Genomic DNA, 16,689 nt, shown 5'->3' with positions numbered 1-16,689 from the left:
CGCGCCGCCCATGCTCGCCTCGATCCGCCCGGTCCGCAGCCTGCTGATCGCCATCTTCGTGATGATGGCGGGCAGCGGCTTTCTGTCGACGCTGATCGGCCTGCGGCTCGAACGCGAGGGTAGCGGAACGATGGTCATCGGCCTCGTCGCGACCGCCTATTTCGGCGGGCTGGTGATCGGTGCGCTGCGCGCCGGGGGCGTGGTGCGGGGGGTGGGGCATATCCGGTCCTTTGCGGCGTTCGTTGCGTTGCTTTCGGCCAGCACCCTTGCCTATGCGCTGGTCCAGCAGCCCCTGTTGTGGGGCGTGTTGCGCCTGATCGACGGCGTCTGCGTCGCGGGGGTCTTCGTCTGCCTCGAAAGCTGGCTCAACGACCGCGCCGAGCCCGATACGCGCGGCACGGTGCTCGCGTCCTACATGGTCGCCCTCTATTCGGGACAGGCGATCGGCCAGTTGCTGCTCCGTTCGGGCAGCACGGCGCCGCAGGTGCCGTTCGAACTCGCCTCGATCCTGATCTCGCTCGCGATCATCCCGATCTGCCTGACGCGCAGCACCGCCCCGGCGCTGACGGAAGCCGCGTCGCTGCCGCTCCGCCGCCTGTTCGCCGCTTCGCCGCTCGGCGTCGTCGGCGCCGGGATCACCGGACTGCTGCTCGGCGCCTTCTACGGCCTCGCCGCCATCTATGCGCGGCGGCTCGGGCTCAGCCTCGCAGCGACCGCGACCTTCATGATGGTCGTGATTCTCGGCGGGGTGGCGCTGCAATGGCCGCTCGGGCACCTGTCCGACCGCTACGACCGCCGCCGCGTGATCGTCGGCGGCTTCGCGCTGACGCTGGCGGTCAGCGTCGCGCTGGCGATGCAGCCGTCGGGCACACTGCTGCTCGCGCTCGGCTTCGCCTTCGGCGGGCTCGGTTTCGCGCTCTATCCGCTCAGCGTCGCGCACGCCAACGACCGGCTGCTGCCTTCGGAGCGCGTGACCGCGAGCGGGCAACTCGTCCTCCTCTATTCGGTCGGCGCCGCGCTCGGCCCGATCGGCGGCGCGGCGGCGATGACGCTTGCGGGCGCTGGCGGCCTTTTCCTCTTCATCGCGCTCGCAGCCGGCGCGATGCTCGTCTTCGGGCTCTGGCGCCTCGCGGTGACCGACGCGGTGCCGGGCGAGGCGCAGCAGGATTTCCAGATCCTGCCGCGCACGACCCCGACCGCCGCGCTGCTCGATCCCGCCGCAGACCCGCAACAACAGGTGATGACATGACCACGCAAACCCTCGCGCAACCCGCCTGCGCGCCATCCAGCGCCGATCCCTCGACGCTGCGCCGCGCGATCGCCGCCTCGGCGCTGGGCAATGCGACCGAATGGTTCGACTACGGCATCTATGCCTATGGCGTCACCTATATCTCGGCAGCGCTGTTCCCGGGCGATACCGACGAGGCGATATTGTTCGCGCTCGCGACCTTCGCCATCTCCTTTCTCGTGCGGCCGCTGGGCGGCCTGTTCTGGGGGCCGCTCGGCGACCGGATCGGGCGCAAGTCGGTGCTCGCGCTCACCATCCTGATGATGGCGGGCGCGACGCTGTGCGTCGGGCTGATCCCCTCCTATGACCGCATCGGATTCTGGGCGCCGACGCTGCTGATCGTCCTGCGCATGATCCAGGGCTTTTCGACCGGCGGCGAATATGGCGGCGCGGCGACCTTCATGGCCGAATATGCGCCCGACGACCGCCGCGGCTTTTTCGGCAGCTTCCTCGAATTCGGCACGCTCGCGGGCTTCTCGCTCGGCGCTTCGCTGATGCTGATCTTCTCGCTGACGCTCGGCGACGCGGCGATGCACGACTGGGGCTGGCGCATCCCCTTCCTGATCGCCGCGCCCCTGGGGCTGATCGGCACCTATCTGCGCTCGCGGATGGAAGACACGCCGATCTTCCTGGAGGAATGCGTCGTTGCCGAAGCACGGCAAGCCCCCGGCCTGCGCACGCTGATGCGCGATCACTGGCGCCCGCTGCTCGTCGTCGGCGGGCTCGTCGTCGCGCTGAACGTCGTCAACTATACGCTGCTCAGCTATATGCCCACCTATCTCCAGCGGCGCATCGGCCTGTCGCCCGACGAGGCGCTGATCGTGCCGATCGTCGGCATGTTCTTCATGATGCTGTTCCTGCCCTTCGCTGGCGCGCTGTCGGATCGCGTCGGGCGGCGGCCGATGTGGCGCGTCTCGCTGATCGGCCTGCTGGTCGGCGTGGTGCCGCTCTACATGCTGATGGGCACGGGCCTTGCTGGTGCGACCATCGCCTTCATCCTGCTCGGCCTGCTTTACGTCCCGCAGCTCGCGACCATCTCGGCCACCTTTCCCGCGCTGTTCCCGACCCCGGTGCGCTTCGCGGGCTTCGCTATCGCCTATAATGTCTCGACCTCGATCTTCGGCGGAACCGCTCCGGCGATCGGCAGCGCGCTGATCGGCTGGACGGGCGACCAGCTCATGCCCGCCTATTACATGATCCTGTCGTGCCTGATCGGCCTCGTCGCGCTGCGCTTCATGCCCGAGACGGCGGGCAGCTCGCTGCGCGACGATCCGTTCGCGCAACCGGTATCGGTCATCGACCGCTAGCTCCATCGCGGATCGGCCGAGCCTGCCGCGATGCTCCATTCCCGAGGCAAATCTCAAGCCAGCGATGCATCGTTCGTTGACGCAGTGCGTTGCACCGCAGGGCGCATCCGCCCCGACAGTGAAGGATATGGCGATGAAACGGCTACGCCAGATGTTCCCCGCCCCGCTCCTGACCCTGATCGCCGGGCTGATCGTCGCGGTCATCGCGCTGGTCCTGCTGATCGGCGGCGTCTGGCTCGCCGCGCTCGGCGGATCGGCCTATTATCTGGCGACCGGCGTCGCGATGCTCGCCGCCGGCCTGCTGCTGATGCGCGGGCGGTTGCTCGGCGGCTGGATCTATGTCGCCGTCGTCTTCTTCACCCTGCTCTGGGCCTTCTGGGAGGTCGGGGGCAATGGCTGGGCGCTGGTGCCGCGGGTCGTCGCGCCGGTCGTGCTGCTGGTCCTCGTCCTGTTCGCGATGGCCGCGCTGTCGGTCCGCCCGCACCGCTGGCGGCTCGCGCTGGCGAGCAGCGCCGTAGCCGTTCTGCTCTGCGCGGCGGGTGGCGCGATGCTCGGCTGGCTCAACAGCGCGCGGCCGCTGCAGCCGCTTCCCACGCCACGCTGGGCGATGGCCGATCCCGCGCCGATGCAGGCCGGTGCCGACTGGCCCGCCTATGGCGGCACCTACAGCGCGCGGCGCTATTCGCCGCTGGCCCAGATCACCCCGGCCAATGTCGGCAAGCTGAAGCGCGCGTGGACGATCCACACCGGCGACCTGCCCTCGTCGAAGCGGGTGCGCGGCACCTATGGCGCGGAGAATACGCCGCTGAAGGTCGCCGACAGCCTGTATGTCTGCACGCCGAAGAATATCGTCCTGTCGCTGGACCCCGCGACCGGTAAGCAGCGCTGGCGGTTCGACCCCAAGGTGTCCGACGATGCGATCCCCTATACCGCCGCCTGCCGCGGCGTGAGCTATTATGCCGTGCCCGGCGCCGCCGCCGGACAGGCGTGCGCGCGGCGGATCATCTTCGGCACGCTCGACGCGCGGCTGTTCGCGCTCGACGCCGCGACGGGGCGGCCGTGTCAGGATTTCGGCGCCAACGGCCAGGTCGATACCAAGATCGGCATGGGCGACACGCCGCCGGGCTATGTCTCGATCAACTCGCCGCCGACCATCGTGCGCGGCGTGGTGGTCACCGGGCACCAGGTGCTCGACGGGCAGGACCGCTGGGCGCCATCGGGCGTGATCCGCGGCTTCGACGCGGTGACCGGCAAGCTCCAATGGGCGTGGGACATGATGCACCCCGACTGGGACGGCTATCCTCCGCCGGGACAGACATGGGCGCGCGGCACGCCGAACATGTGGACGATCGCATCGGGCGACGAGCAGCTCGGCCTCGTCTATCTGCCGATGGGCAACGCCGCCGCCGATTATTATTCGAGCCTGCGCCGCCCGGCCGAGAACGACTATGCAACCTCGCTCGTCGCGCTCGACGTGACGACGGGCAAGCCGCGCTGGCGCTTTCAGGCGGTGAAGAAGGACGTCTGGGACTATGACTTCGGCGCGCAGGCGACGCTGATCGACTATCGGAGCGCGGGCGGGACGGTCCCCGCGCTGGTTCTGCCGTCGAAGCAGGGCGACGTCTATGTACTCGACCGGCGCACCGGCCAGCCGTTGACCCCGGTCGGCACGATCAAGGCGCCCGGCGGCGGGGTCGAGCCCGCCGAGCGGTCGCCGACGCAGATCGTGTCGCTGTGGCATACGCTGCGCAAGCCGGACCTGACCGAGCGCGACATGTGGGGCATGTCGCCGATCGATCAGATGATCTGCCGCATCCAGTTCCGCAAGGCGAGCTACAAGGGTTTCTTCACGCCGCCGACGAGCAACGGCCGCTCGATCGAATATCCGGGTTATAATGGCGGCACCGACTGGGGCGGCGTCGCGGTCGATCCGGTGCGCGGCGTGATCGTCGCCAACTATAACGACATGCCCAACTATGTCCGCCTCGTCCCCCGCGCCGAGGCCGACAGGAAGGGCTGGGCACCGCGCGACCAGGCCCGCGGCGAGATCGGCGGTCCCGAAGGCGCCGGCGATCCGCAGGCCGGCACGCCCTATGCGATCGACGTCAATGCGGGCTGGCGCCTGCCCTTCACCGGCATGCTGTGCAAGCAGCCGCCCTATGGCGGCATCCGCGCGATCGATATCGCGACCGGCAAGACGATCTGGGACCGCCCGCTGGGCACCGCGCGCACCAACGGGCCGTTCGGCATCCCGTCGATGCTGCCGGTGACGATCGGGACGCCGAACAACGGCGGCGCGGTGGTCACCGCGAGCGGGCTGATCTTCATCGCCGCCGCGACCGACAATCTGATCCGCGCGATCGATCTCGCCACCGGCAAGACCGTCTGGTCCGACGTGCTGCCCGCGGGCGGACAGGCGACTCCGATGACCTATGAAGCGAACGGCAGGCAATATGTCGTCATCTATGCCGGCGGCCATCATTTCATGGAGACGCCGATCGGCGACGAGGTCGTCGCCTACGCCTTGCCGTAATCCGCCGCCATGGCCGACGGTCCGCGCATCGGGCACATCAAGGCGAACATCGTCCTTTACGGGGCATTGTTCGCCAACCTCGGCATCGCCGCCGCGAAGTTCGTCGCGGCGGCGATCAGCGGTTCGTCGTCGATGCTGTCCGAAGGAGTGCACTCGCTCGTCGACAGCGGCAACCAGCTTCTGCTCCTTTACGGCCAGGCGCGGGCGAAGCAGGCGCCCGACGATCAACATCCCTTCGGCTATGGCCGCGAACTCTATTTCTGGGCGTTCGTCGTCGCGATCCTGATCTTTGCGGTCGGTGCGGGCATTTCGATCTATGAGGGCTGGACGCATATCGCCGCGCCCGAACCGCTGCGCGACCCGACGATCAACTATATCGTCCTCGCGATCGCCTTCGTGCTCGAAGGCGCATCTTGGACGATCGCGGTGCGCCAGTTCGATGCCGGCCGCAACGGGCTGGGCTGGTGGCAGGCGATCCGGCGGTCGAAGGACCCCGCCGGCTTCATCGTGCTGTTCGAGGACAGCGCGGCGCTGGCCGGGCTGGTCATCGCGGCGGCCGGCGTCTGGCTGAGTCACGCGACGGGCGACGCGCGGATCGACGGGGTAGCCTCGATCCTGATCGGCCTGATCCTGGCGGCGGTCGCCGCGCTGCTCGCGCGCGAATCGAAGGAGCTTCTGATCGGCGAAGCGGCCGATCCGGCGCGGATCGCGATGATCTGGCGGATCGTCGAGCGGCGGCGCGAGATCAGCGCCGTCAACCATGTCCGTACCATCCACACGGCGCCCGATGCGATCTTCGTGGCGGTCAGCGCCGATTTCGAGGATGCGCTGACGATGGGCGACGGCGAGCGCCTGATCGAAGAGATCGAAGCCGAACTGAAGGCCGCGTCACCCGAAATCAGTTCGATCTACATCCGCCCCGAAAAGCGCCGCGATGCGGTCCTTCAGCCGCGCCCCAAGGCCTGAACCCGGCGGTCGGCGTGTCCGCTATCTGGCCAGTTGCAGTTCCGCCCGATAGGCGTCCACCGTCCAATCGCGGCCAAGGAAATTCCTGGCGAGTTGATTCATCGAAGCCGACCCGCCGGGAGCGAGGATGAGATCGCGGTAGCGCTTCGCCGTGGCCGGATCGCGCAGGCCATGTTTGCGGAATTCGCTCAGCAGGTCGCTCGAAAGCGCCTTGGACCATTGATAGGTGTAATAGGAAGCGCCGTAGCCGGTGAGATGGCCGAAAGCGGCATAGCCATGCGTGCCTTCGGGATCGGGAGCGAGAGCGTAGCGATTATAAGCCGCGTCATAGACCGCGGCCAGATCGCGATCCTTGGGAACGCCCGAATAGAAAGCGAGCGAGGCGCCGGCATAGCCGAGCTGCATCATCGTCCCGAACGCTTCCCCAAAACGGCGGCTGACGTTCATCTTCTCCACCAGAGCGGCCGGGATCGGTTCGCCCGCGGCGTTGGTCGCGAACCGCTTCAACGTGTCGTAATCCCACACCCATTCCTCGAGCAGCTGCGATGGCGCCTCGATGACGTCATTCTCCAGCTCCATCGGATTTTGCGCCGCATAATCCTGCCCGCCGGCGAAGATCCAGTGCAGCAGATGCCCGAATTCGTGGAGGAAAGTGACGACGTCGCTATGCTCCATCAGGCCGTTCGGCACGTTAAGCTCCAGCACCGCGGCGGGCAGCACGCGATTTTTGATGCCGAATCGCAGCGGAGCCATCTGGGCATGGGTGAACTTGCCGTCGCGCGGATGCATGTCGAGGTAGAAGCGGCCGATCACCGACCCGTCCTGCACCATTTCGAACGCGCCGACATCGGGATGCCAGACCTCGGTTGCCCACGGCCGGATTTCGACGCCGAACAAATCGCGCGTCAGGTCGAAAATGCCGGCCTGGACCTTGTCGAACGCGAAATATTGACGGACCTGCTCCGGATCGACCGCATAATCCTCCTTGCGGATGAGCCGCAGGGCGTAACTGCTGTTCCAGGAGCCGAGCGAGGCGAGTGACGGATCGTCCTTGTGCAGCCGGGCCAGCATCCGCCCCGCCTCGGCCTCGCCGATCGGCCGGGCCACACGATCGATCTCGTCGAGAAAAGATTGCACTCGTCCGGGATTTTCCGCCATGCGATTGGCGAAGTCGTAGCCCGCGAAATCGGAATAGCCCAGCAGGCCGGCGAATTGGGCCCGATCGTCGATGAGCCGCCGCAGCACCGCGTCGTTGGTCGGATAGGCGCGGTCCGCGAAGGCCGTCATCACGCGCTTCCGCACGTCCGCGCGGTCGGCATAGCGCAACAGCGGCATGACGTCGGGATAGCTCATGCCGATCTGCACCAGCCCGTCCGCGCCGGCCGGGCGCGCCGCTAGCCAGTCCTGCGGCATACCCGCAAGCTCTTCGGGGGTCGCCGTGACGGTGCGGGTGTCGGCAGAGATATTCCCCTCGAACTCGATCGATGCGGCGGTGATGCCATTCTGAAGCTCGCCGATGCGCGCCCGCGTCGCCGCGTCCTTGTCGACGCCCAGGCGGCGGTAGGAATCGAGCTGGCGGTCCACCATATAGCGCAGGGCGGGCGAAATATCCGCCTGTCCGACCGTCAGCAGGCGTTCATAGATCGGCCGGGACATGCCCAGATCGACCAGCACCGCGCTGGCGCGCTGAAAACAGTCCTCGGCCGCCTTGCGGATCGCCGCATCGGGGTTCGTATCCTTGATGACGCCCGGTTCGGTGTAGGCGGTGGTGAAAGCAAGATTATAAAGGTCGTCATAGGCGGCGAGCAAATCCAGCGGCTCGGTCGACAGCGGCATCGCCTCGACGCGCGCGCGCAGGCTCGCCAGCGCATCGAGACGGGTGTCGCATTGCGCGGCAACCTCGGCGGCGCTCTTCGGCGCCACGCTGACGGCTCCGATGATGCGGTCCGACCCGGGTTGATACTCCGCGCCGAGCGCCGGCATCGCCGTTCCGCTGAGCAGGAGTGGAAACGCAAACGAACGCAGCATCGACATGATGGTCTTCCCCCTTGAGATGGCTTCGATGCGGGTCCGCTCCATCGACCGTCGCCGTCCGCCCGTATCTCCCTTCTGGCTCGCTAGCGCACTCCGGCCGGGCTGGCGCTGGAAATTTTTGCGTATATTTTCCAATCCATAGTTCCTAAACGCTTTTTCGCTCAATAGACGTCGATTATCGCAAAGTAAGAGCGTGAACGCAGCCAGCTCCACCAAAACCCATGACCCCCATTTCAAGGTCGATTATTGGTCCGCGGAATCGATCCTTCGCCATCCGGATTTCCCGCACGCGCGCAGAGCCTATTTCGACAAGGTTCTGGCACTCTACGGCGACGATCCGTTCCTCAACAAATTGCTGATGGAGGCGGTGCGGATCGTGGTCTTTGCCGTAGCCATCTGCATGGAGGCCGGATATCGTCCGAACGATCGGGACACATGGCCGACGATCGGCAACCTCAAAAAGGCGCTGGCGCTGTTCGGCCTCGCCAGCCCGCGGCGGATCGAACAGATCGTGGGGAGGCTGGTGCAGACCGATTTCCTCGAAAGCCGTGTCTCGCCACTGGACCGGCGCGCGCGCCTGCTGATCCCGACCGCCAGGATGCTGACGCACGATCAGGACTGGCTGATCGCGCATTACGCGCCGCTGGCTGTGCTGTTCGGCGAAAGTGATTATGCCCTTCCGCTGAAGGGGGACAAGGCGTTCCAGCGGGCGCAGCGGCAGGTTGCGACCGGCATATTTGTGCAATCGGCGATGGTCCTGCTCCGCAATCCCGACATCCTGCTCTTCCTCGTTCACGACGCCGGCATTTTCGTGTTGATCGAGCTCGCGAGGGAGGCGCTGAACCGCGAGACGCCGACCGCCGATCTGTCGCTGGCGCAGCTTGGCCGTCGCTTCGCGGTCTCGCGCACGCACGTCCGCCAACTCCTGTCGGCGGCCGAGGAGCGGGAACTGGTCAAAATCGATCAGGTCCGCCGGCAGATCACACTGCGGCCCCGCCTGCTGACAAGCCTGGACCGCTTCATTGCCGAAGGCATGTCGAACCACGATCTGACCGGAGCAGCAGCCAAACGGCAATTGGAGCCGGGTAAGACTTAGTCGCAAATATTATAGCCCAAACCTCTCCCTCGGCGGCGGGTTATCGTCATCCAAAACATCTGCCTGAGGATCAGCGTGCAATAGGCACCCCCTTCGTGGGGTGATCGGCGTGCAAAAAGACCCCCTTCATCCCGGGTCTATAGTCGGCCGACTGGTTTTGATCAGTTGGCGAGAACGGGATGTTGATCGTGGAGACAGTGGTTCGGATTCGGCGTGAGCATGCAGCGGGGAAGGCGATCAAGGCGATCGCGCGCGACCTTCGTTTGTCGCGGAAGGTAGTCCGCAAGGCGATCCGGTCGCCGGAGGCGGCGTTCAACTATCAGCGCAAAGTCCAGCCGCTGCCGCGGATTGGTCCTTATCAGGATCGTCTCGATGCGCTGCTCGAGGAGAACGAGGGTTGCGGCCGCCGCGATCGGCTACGGATGACGCGTATCCATGACCTGCTGGTGCGCGAGGGGTTCGATGGATCCTATGATGCGGTGCGCCGCTATGCGGCGCGCTGGCGTGCTGCGCGGCGGAAGGATGCGGGCGAAGGCGCACCGGCGTTCATCCCGATGACCTTCCAGCCGGGAGAGGCCTACCAGTTCGACTGGAGCCACGAGGATGTGGAGATCGCCGGCAAGCCGATGCGGGTGAAGGTGGCGCATATGCGCCTCTGCGCCTCGCGCGCACCCTATGTCCGGGCCTATCCGCGCGAGGGCCAGGAGATGCTGTTCGATGCCCATGCCCGGGCGTTCGCGTTCTTCGGCGGTGTGCCGCGACGCGGTATCTACGATAATATGAAGACGGCGGTGACGGCCGTGTTCACCGGCAAGGAGCGTGTGTTCAACCGCCGCTTCCTGATCATGACCGATCATTACATGGTCGAGCCGACCGCCTGCTCGCCGGCGGCGGGATGGGAGAAGGGCCAGGTCGAGCAGCAGGTCCAGACGATCCGAGGCCGCTTCTTCCAGCCGCGGCTCCGGTTCGCCAGCCTGGCCGAGCTCAACGGGTGGCTGGAGGCCGAGTGCCGACGCTGGGCCGAGCATCATGCCCATCCCGAACGCGGGGATATGACCGTCGCCGAGGCGTTGGATATGGAGCGACCGGCCCTGCAGCCGATCCTGACGCCGTTCGACGGCTTCCATGAGAGCGAGCATGCCGTCACCGGCACTTGCCTCATCAGCTTCGATCGCAACCGCTACTCGGTCATGTCGACGGCCGCACGCCGGACTGTTCAGGTGCGCTCCTACGCCGATCGCATCGTCATACGCTGCGGGGATGCGATCGTCGGGGAGCATGAGCGCCACTTCGGTCGGAACCGCACGATATACGATCCCTGGCATTATCTGCCGGTCCTCGCGCACAAGCCCGGTGCGCTGCGGAACGGCGCACCGTTCCAGGACTGGGATCTGCCGCCCGCCCTGCACCGATTACGGCGAAGGCTGGGCACCGGGGACGAGGCGGATCGCAGGTTCGTGCGGGTCCTCTCGGCGGTGCTCACCGATGGCCTGGAGCTGGTCGAGGCTGCCGTGCGCGAAGCGCTGGCGAGCGGAACGGCCAGCGACGAGCTGATCCTCAACATCCTCTCCCGGCGCCGCGAGCCGGCGACGCCCCACAGCATCGTCACTTCGGAAGACCGGATGCTGCAGCATCCTCCGCTCGCCGACTGTGCCCGCTACGATCTGCTGCGAGGCTATGATGCAGCGGCATGATATGATCGACACGATGCGCGGCCTCGGACTCAAGGGCATGGCGGCGGCGTTCGACGAGGCGGTCACCACCGGCCTCCAGCGCAAGCGCACCACCATGGAGATACTGACCGATCTGCTCCGCGCCGAGGCGACCCATCGGGATGCAGCCTCCATCCGCTATCGGATGACAGCTGCGAGGCTGCCCGTGGTGAAGGACCTGGAGCGGTTCAGCTTCGAGGGCACGCCGATCAATGAGGAGATGATCCGCTCCCTTCACGACGGCTCCTTCCTCCCGCCTCGCCGCAATATCGTGCTGGTTGGCGGCACGGGGACAGGCAAGACCCACCTCGCCATCGCGATCACCGCCAATGTCGTGCGAAGGGGCGCTCGCGCCCGCTACTTCAACACCGTCGATCTGGTGACACGCCTCGAAGAGGAGACCCGGATCGGCAAGGGGGGCACCCTGGCGGCGCAGCTGTCGCGGCTCGACCTGATCGTGCTCGACGAGCTCGGTTATCTGCCGTTCGCCCGCTCCGGAGGGCAGTTGCTGTTCCACCTCATCAGCAAGCTTTATGAGCGCACCAGCGTCATCATCACCACCAACCTCGCCTTCGGCGAGTGGCCTACCGTCTTCGGTGATCCCAAGATGACTACGGCGCTGCTCGACCGCGTCACCCACCACTGCGATATCATCGAGACGGGCAACGACAGCTGGCGCTTCAAAAACCGCAGCTGACCGCCACCTTCGGCGCCTTCAAAAATCTATCTTGCGCTGCGCGCGCCTCCGGTCGGGCTACGCCCGCCCTCCGCCGCACGCAGCGCAAGGCGATCCTCAACTAACCAACATCATATCCGAAAAGGGGGTCCCTCTTCGACGCCGATAGGGGGTCCCTTTTGAACGCCGTTTGACACTGCGGCGCTCAAAAGCCGCTGCTCAGCAGCTCTCATCGCTGCCAATTTGGGTCTATTTTTCTCCGGAATGGAGCGGTTCCGTGGAGATTCCAGTGCCAGAATGGGGCATATTCCAGACTGACATCATGTTGGGGGAAAACATGGAAGAGTCGAAGGCTTGTGGGCAGTTAACGAGCTCGTCCGTCGATGATCGCGTGCGGGCGATCGAAGCGCAAATACTCCAGCTGCTATCCATTTTGCCGCCAGAACTGGTCCAGAACGCGCAACAAAACAGCGCGGCTTTAGCTGCAAATCAGGCGCCAGCCGTCACCGCATTCGATCCGGCGATGCTCAAGCGCACCAATGCTCCGCAAACATCATTTCCTGCAGGCCGTGCCAGGATGGTTCGCCGCGAGATTCGCCGGAGGGTTCAGCGAGAGCGGCATTTTCCCGCGGACCTGTTCGCTGACCCGGCGTGGGATATCCTGCTCGATCTCTACGCCTCACACTATGAGCGAAGAACGGTGTCCGTATCGAGCCTATGTATCGCTGCGCACGTGCCGGCCACGACGGCGCTGCGCTGGATCAAGACCATGTGCGATCAAGGTCTGCTCATTCGCGAAAGCGATCCGAACGATGGCCGCCGCATATTCATTTCCCTGACGGAAGAATCGCGATGTCGCCTGGATGCCTATTTCGAAGATCTCGAAGGCTGACGGGTACGCCGCTCAATTACCGAAGAAGCGGTTTTGAAGTTTCTGAATGTCCGTCTCGCTGGTCACTTCGCCCAGCCGTTCGGTCAATAGCTCGATCGCAGAATTCAGTTCGATCGCAGCCATGCGCTCGCCGAGGCGATCGAGTTCCGCCAGCTCGGAACGTAGTCTGTCGCGAACGGCGCGGATGGCCTCTTCCTTCTTCGCTGTCATGAGCCTCAACCCCCGTCGCCTCAGCGTCATCTGGCGTGCAGGCGAGGCGCGTCGCCATAGCAAAGGACGCACCCGGGGGGAATATGTCAGATTCGATAGCCGGGGAAAGCCCAGCGCACCATCGACAGTTGAACATCACCATCGACCAGTCGTGCCTCGACAATGCCGTCTTCGACAAGGACCGCCACAACGCGAATAACTGTCGTACGCGCGAATGCCGTCGCATAGGCAACATCGCTGAGCATGCAATTATCCGACCTTATGCAATTCAGGATGGTCGAAGATTTGAGGATATATTCCGGCGGCCGATAATCGGGTCGGTGGATCGGCATGAACTGCCTCCCTCACATATTTGCGGGCTTGCCCTTCCCGGTATCGGACGACTCATGCTGCCTATGCCACAGAGCAGCCATCAGGATGACGAGCATAGAAGGATAGGCCCAGAAGCCCTGCCCAGCGGAATAGACGCGGGGCACAATTTCGGGCGCAACCAGCTTCACGACGTGGGTCACACAGGTGACCAACTGGAAGGCCGGCAAGCACAATGTCCAATACCGGCGGCTGAGCAGCGCATGGCCAGTGAAAACCGCAAGCACGAACAAGTCGACACCCATGACGAGCACGCTGAAGACATCGTAACGCGAGCCCGAGATCACAAGGCCGGCGACCGTGAGGGCGTTGGCACTGATTGCAGTTAGAACCGCAAAACTCGATTCCCGCTCCCCAATGCGTAGGACGACGATCGCCACGAGCATAAGCGCGCTGACATAGATGGCCCCCCAGATCATCGACGTGCGGGTAATCCGAACACTGATTGTCTAGGGGGCCGGTGCATCATGCCGCCTTCGCGGAGGCCATATCGCGGTTGGCACGCGCCTTAGCGGGAAGCAGCTTTCCAGCATCGCCATAGCCCACGACGATGTTTTTCAGCCCCACCTTGTCCTTGATGCTCGCGAGCTCATTGTGGAGCGCGACGACGCTGGACCGTCCACTGAGCATTGCCGCTATCGCACCCTGAAGGTGAGCGAAAGCTCCGTCGCTCGCAACGGCCGAGAGCTTCGCGGCCGCCTGTGCCTCTGGCATCGACGACGTGAGCACACCGATCTTGAGAATGGCGTTGTCGATGGCATTCTCGACGTCGTGCACTTCCTTCGCCAGCTTCTGGGCGATTTCCAGTCTTTCCTTGAGCATTGCTATCTCCCCTAATCCCCGCCGATAGACAGGGACCTCTTCAGGATGACGCCAGCATTCTCGAAAGCCCGATCGCACCATTCACCAAAAGGCCGAAGGCGAAGGCAAAAGCCAACGCAATGGCGGAAATGATCAGCAGGCGCTCGCCAATCGATAGTCTGTTTTCGCCCCCGAAGAATTTGGCGATCGGATTGTTAGGCTCGAACCAGCCGCGGTCGCGACCGGAATCCCCTTGGGTTTCCAGTTGTCGATGTCGATGCTTTTCGAGATCGCCGGAGCCGTCACCTTCCTCCGCCGACGACGCTTTGTCGCCTGTCAAGCGATGGTCGAGAAGGCCCAAGTTTTCATATGCCAAATTGGCCTCAGGGGATGTTACCGTAACCTGTTCCTGATTTCCGCTGGGTTCCTTGATCATATTCGCGGCTACGAAGCGCGATCGCGTGCCGAGTTTCTGGCAAGCGGATTTCAGCCGGGCATCAACGGTGTGTGGCGATATGCCGACAGTCCGCGCAATCTGCTTCGACCCCATGCCCTCGGCGACCATTCGCAGGCAAATCAGTTCGCCTTCGGTCAATCGCGCCCTGCCCAGCTTAGGATGTTCATCCTCTTGCGCCATTCTGTTCCCGTGTCCCCCGCACAGAGGCATAATGGCGTGTTCGACAGGCTACAATCAAGTCTTGGTTTTTCTGGAGTAAACTATGATCAACAGTGCCTCAGCGCGACCACTCCGTCGGTCTTGTCGGGACGATCAGCGACGGCGTTGTAGAGATCGTCTGCTCTGCTACGATCCGGACCATTCGCCTCGTCGTGAGAAATGCACTAAGCATCGAAACTATGGTGAGCCCTGCTGGGTTCGAACCAGCGACCTACTGATTAAAAGTCAGTTGCTCTACCGACTGAGCTAAGGGCCCGTTGCCATTCGCGGCACCGCCCGGCAGCGGGCGGAACCCTTTTGCTGCGAAGCGAGCGGCCCGCTATCATGGCCTAACCCTCCGTGCAATAATATTGTTCAATATCCTTTACGGGCACGCCGGCATTTCTCCCCGTCGATGTATGAGGAAGTTTCCCCGGCGACGGGAAATCCCTATTAGCGTTTGACCGATATACAGGATTCCGCTCCCACGGATCGGCGGGCGAATGGAGATGCGATGAAGGTTCTTCTGACGGGCGGCGCGGGCTATATCGGCAGCCATTGCGCAGTCGCCTTGATCGCTGCGGGGTATCAGGTCGTCTGTTTCGACAATCTGTCGAACAGCAGGCCGCAAGTTGTCGAGCAGGTCGAAAGTATCACCGGCGCGCGCATTCCGCTGGTCGTCGGCGACATTCGCGACCGGGAGGCCGTTCGCCGCGCCCTGACCGATCATGCCATCGAGGCCGTCGTGCATTTCGCCGGGCTGAAAGCGGTCGGGGAATCGGTCGAAAAGCCGATGCTCTATTACGATAACAATGTGCGCGGGACGCTGGTCCTCGTCGAAGCGATGGCCGAATGCGGTGTCCGCCGCCTCGTCTTCTCATCGAGCGCGACCGTGTACGGCCAGCCGCAATATCTGCCGCTCGACGAGGCCCACCCGACATCGGCAACCAACCCTTACGGCCGGACCAAGCTGATGATTGAGGAGATGCTGGGCGACATCGCCGCCGCCGATCCCGGCTGGCGCATCGGCGTGCTGCGCTATTTCAACCCGGTCGGGGCACATGACAGCGCGTTGATCGGCGAGGATCCGAACGGCGCCCCCAACAATCTGATGCCCTTCATCAGTCGTGTCGCCGCGGGCCGGCTACCCGAACTGTCGGTGTTCGGCGATGATTACGATACCGCCGACGGCACCGGCGTGCGCGATTATGTGCATATCGTCGACCTGGCCGAAGGGCATGTCGCGGCGCTGGCAGCGTTGACGACCATCGACCGGCCGCTCTCGATCTGGAACCTCGGCACCGGGCAGGGCTATTCGGTCCTCGACATGATCCGCAGCTTCGAGCGCGTGAACGCCGTCTCGATCCCCTATCGCATCGCGCCGCGCCGCCCGGGCGACGTGGCGACCTGCTACGCCAGCCCGGCCAAGGCGCGCGACGAACTGGGCTGGCAAGCGAGCCGCGGGCTCGACGCCATGTGCGCATCGGCCTGGCAGTTCGAGCGCATGCTGGCGACGCGCAATAGCGGTTAGCCGATCCAGCCAGCGGTCTGGGCAAGAACCCACAGCCCTATGATCAGGAACAGGCCAGCGGCGACCAGCCGCACCTTGGCGAGGTCGATACGCTTCAACAGCTCGTGGCCGAGGAAGATGGCGGGAACATTGGCGATCATCATGCCGAGTGTCGTGCCCGCCGTCACGCTGACAACGTCGTGAAAGCGCGCACCCAGGGCGATGGTGGCAATCTGCGTCTTGTCCCCCATCTCAACGAGAAAGAAGGCGACCAGTGTCGTCAGGAAGGCGCCGAAACGCGGCCGCGGCGCCTCTTCGTCGTCGAGCTTGTCGGGGATCAGCGTCCACGCCGCCATGGCGATGAAAGAGAAGCCGACCGCGTAGCGAAAGATCGGACTGTCGAGGAAAGCGGCCGCCTGCGCACCGACCAGTGCGGCGAGCGCGTGATTGGCCAGTGTCGCGACCAAGATGCCGAATATGATCGGCAGCGGACGCCGAAAGCGCGTCGCAAGCAGCATGGCGAGAAGCTGGGTTTTGTCGCCGATCTCGGCCAGCGCGACCACGGCGGTCGAAGTGAACAGGGCTTCCATGAAAAGACACTCCGGGGCCGGGCGGCGCAGCGAACTCCAACGGTCATCGT

Annotated in this window: 16 protein-coding genes and 1 tRNA gene; 9 read left to right on the top strand and 8 right to left on the bottom strand. The window is 64.6% G+C overall.

Annotated elements, in window-relative coordinates:
- Nucleotides 1-10 precede the first annotated feature (10 nt).
- The 4 genes from C3E99_RS07230 to C3E99_RS07215 all read left to right on the top strand — a co-directional run bounded on the left by C3E99_RS07230 (nt 11) and on the right by C3E99_RS07215 (nt 6,094).
- A complete protein-coding gene (locus C3E99_RS07230; RefSeq protein ID WP_076075549.1) occupies nt 11-1,249 on the top strand; it encodes an MFS transporter in 1,239 nt (412 codons plus the stop codon).
- Nucleotides 1,246-2,595 (top strand): MFS transporter, encoded by a 1,350-nt coding sequence (locus C3E99_RS07225; RefSeq protein WP_076075550.1) that lies wholly within the window; start codon nt 1,246-1,248, stop codon nt 2,593-2,595. Before C3E99_RS07230 ends, C3E99_RS07225 begins: the two co-directional genes overlap by 4 nt.
- Nucleotides 2,596-2,746: 151 nt before the next feature.
- Entirely contained in the window at nt 2,747-5,128 is a 2,382-nt protein-coding gene (locus C3E99_RS07220) for a membrane-bound PQQ-dependent dehydrogenase, glucose/quinate/shikimate family (RefSeq protein ID WP_076077865.1), read from the top strand.
- A 9-nt stretch (nt 5,129-5,137) separates the two neighbouring features.
- Nucleotides 5,138-6,094, top strand: a complete 957-nt coding sequence (locus C3E99_RS07215) for a cation diffusion facilitator family transporter (RefSeq protein WP_076075552.1) — start codon at nt 5,138-5,140, stop codon at nt 6,092-6,094.
- Between the two features lie 21 nt (nt 6,095-6,115).
- Here the strand turns inward: C3E99_RS07215 and C3E99_RS07210 are convergent, their stop codons facing one another.
- Complete coding sequence (locus C3E99_RS07210; protein WP_158682191.1) at nt 6,116-8,341, bottom strand: M3 family metallopeptidase; 2,226 nt, start codon at nt 8,339-8,341, stop codon at nt 6,116-6,118.
- On the opposite strand from C3E99_RS07210, the gene C3E99_RS07205 reads away from it, so the two are divergent.
- The 4 genes from C3E99_RS07205 (at nt 8,322) to C3E99_RS07190 (ending at nt 12,504) form a co-directional block, all read left to right on the top strand.
- The gene (locus C3E99_RS07205) at nt 8,322-9,224 is read left to right on the top strand and encodes a hypothetical protein (protein WP_104959631.1); all 903 of its coding nucleotides are present in this window, start codon (nt 8,322-8,324) and stop codon (nt 9,222-9,224) included. The genes C3E99_RS07210 and C3E99_RS07205 overlap by 20 nt on opposite strands.
- Nucleotides 9,225-9,403: 179 nt before the next feature.
- Nucleotides 9,404-10,918, top strand: coding sequence for an IS21 family transposase (istA, locus tag C3E99_RS07200; protein WP_104959630.1), 1,515 nt, complete (start codon nt 9,404-9,406; stop codon nt 10,916-10,918).
- The gene (gene istB, locus C3E99_RS07195; RefSeq protein ID WP_096362194.1) at nt 10,905-11,633 is read left to right on the top strand and encodes an IS21-like element helper ATPase IstB; all 729 of its coding nucleotides are present in this window, start codon (nt 10,905-10,907) and stop codon (nt 11,631-11,633) included. Before istA ends, istB begins: the two co-directional genes overlap by 14 nt.
- A 256-nt stretch (nt 11,634-11,889) precedes the next feature.
- Nucleotides 11,890-12,504 (top strand): winged helix DNA-binding protein, encoded by a 615-nt coding sequence (locus C3E99_RS07190; protein WP_234002634.1) that lies wholly within the window; start codon nt 11,890-11,892, stop codon nt 12,502-12,504.
- Nucleotides 12,505-12,516: 12 nt separating this feature from the next.
- Here C3E99_RS07190 and C3E99_RS07185 read toward each other — a convergent pair whose 3' ends face one another.
- From C3E99_RS07185 to C3E99_RS07160, 6 genes are all read right to left on the bottom strand, one after another.
- Nucleotides 12,517-12,714 carry a hypothetical protein gene (locus C3E99_RS07185; protein ID WP_104959629.1) on the bottom strand — a complete coding sequence of 66 codons (198 nt, stop codon included), beginning with the start codon at nt 12,712-12,714 and terminating at the stop codon, nt 12,517-12,519.
- An 86-nt stretch (nt 12,715-12,800) separates the two neighbouring features.
- Nucleotides 12,801-13,046, bottom strand: a complete 246-nt coding sequence (locus C3E99_RS07180) for a helix-turn-helix domain-containing protein (RefSeq protein ID WP_104959628.1) — start codon at nt 13,044-13,046, stop codon at nt 12,801-12,803.
- A gap of 12 nt (nt 13,047-13,058) precedes the next feature.
- Nucleotides 13,059-13,502 (bottom strand): hypothetical protein, encoded by a 444-nt coding sequence (locus C3E99_RS07175; protein WP_104959627.1) that lies wholly within the window; start codon nt 13,500-13,502, stop codon nt 13,059-13,061.
- Nucleotides 13,503-13,548: 46 nt separating this feature from the next.
- Nucleotides 13,549-13,905: a hypothetical protein gene (locus C3E99_RS07170; protein WP_104959626.1), complete on the bottom strand. Its 357-nt coding sequence runs from the start codon at nt 13,903-13,905 to the stop codon at nt 13,549-13,551.
- Nucleotides 13,906-13,945: 40 nt separating this feature from the next.
- On the bottom strand, nt 13,946-14,521 hold the full coding sequence (locus tag C3E99_RS07165) for a helix-turn-helix domain-containing protein (RefSeq protein WP_158682189.1): 576 nt from the start codon (nt 14,519-14,521) through the stop codon (nt 13,946-13,948).
- Nucleotides 14,522-14,740: 219 nt separating this feature from the next.
- A tRNA-Lys gene (locus tag C3E99_RS07160) sits at nt 14,741-14,816 on the bottom strand.
- A gap of 237 nt (nt 14,817-15,053) precedes the next feature.
- On the opposite strand from C3E99_RS07160, the gene galE reads away from it, so the two are divergent.
- Complete coding sequence (galE, locus tag C3E99_RS07155; protein WP_104959624.1) at nt 15,054-16,070, top strand: UDP-glucose 4-epimerase GalE; 1,017 nt, start codon at nt 15,054-15,056, stop codon at nt 16,068-16,070.
- Here the strand turns inward: galE and C3E99_RS07150 are convergent.
- Nucleotides 16,067-16,639, bottom strand: a complete 573-nt coding sequence (locus tag C3E99_RS07150; protein WP_076075561.1) for a TMEM165/GDT1 family protein — start codon at nt 16,637-16,639, stop codon at nt 16,067-16,069. The two genes, galE and C3E99_RS07150, sit on opposite strands and share 4 nt — an antisense overlap.
- Nucleotides 16,640-16,689 lie beyond the last annotated feature (50 nt).

The sequence above is a fragment of the Sphingopyxis sp. MG genome (assembly GCF_002953155.1).
Lineage (GTDB): Bacteria > Pseudomonadota > Alphaproteobacteria > Sphingomonadales > Sphingomonadaceae > Sphingopyxis > Sphingopyxis granuli.
The sequence above is the reverse complement of the archived record's forward strand: the minus strand, read 5'-3'. Positions and strand labels throughout refer to the sequence as shown.

Bases quoted from the DNA above. Each gene is read 5' to 3' on its own strand.
- C3E99_RS07225 (WP_076075550.1), top strand. From the start codon at position 1,246: ATGACCACGCAAACCCTCGCGCAACCCGCCTGCGCGCCATCCAGCGCC.
- C3E99_RS07215 (WP_076075552.1), top strand. From the start codon at position 5,138: ATGGCCGACGGTCCGCGCATCGGGCACATCAAGGCGAACATCGTCCTT.
- C3E99_RS07230 (WP_076075549.1), top strand. From the start codon at position 11: ATGCTCGCCTCGATCCGCCCGGTCCGCAGCCTGCTGATCGCCATCTTC.
- istA (WP_104959630.1), top strand. From the start codon at position 9,404: ATGTTGATCGTGGAGACAGTGGTTCGGATTCGGCGTGAGCATGCAGCG.
- C3E99_RS07185 (WP_104959629.1), bottom strand. From the start codon at position 12,714: ATGACAGCGAAGAAGGAAGAGGCCATCCGCGCCGTTCGCGACAGACTA.
- C3E99_RS07150 (WP_076075561.1), bottom strand. From the start codon at position 16,639: ATGGAAGCCCTGTTCACTTCGACCGCCGTGGTCGCGCTGGCCGAGATC.
- C3E99_RS07220 (WP_076077865.1), top strand. From the start codon at position 2,747: ATGTTCCCCGCCCCGCTCCTGACCCTGATCGCCGGGCTGATCGTCGCG.
- istB (WP_096362194.1), top strand. From the start codon at position 10,905: ATGCAGCGGCATGATATGATCGACACGATGCGCGGCCTCGGACTCAAG.
- galE (WP_104959624.1), top strand. From the start codon at position 15,054: ATGAAGGTTCTTCTGACGGGCGGCGCGGGCTATATCGGCAGCCATTGC.
- C3E99_RS07170 (WP_104959626.1), bottom strand. From the start codon at position 13,905: ATGCTCAAGGAAAGACTGGAAATCGCCCAGAAGCTGGCGAAGGAAGTG.
- C3E99_RS07165 (WP_158682189.1), bottom strand. From the start codon at position 14,521: ATGGCGCAAGAGGATGAACATCCTAAGCTGGGCAGGGCGCGATTGACC.
- C3E99_RS07175 (WP_104959627.1), bottom strand. From the start codon at position 13,502: ATGATCTGGGGGGCCATCTATGTCAGCGCGCTTATGCTCGTGGCGATC.
- C3E99_RS07180 (WP_104959628.1), bottom strand. From the start codon at position 13,046: ATGCCGATCCACCGACCCGATTATCGGCCGCCGGAATATATCCTCAAA.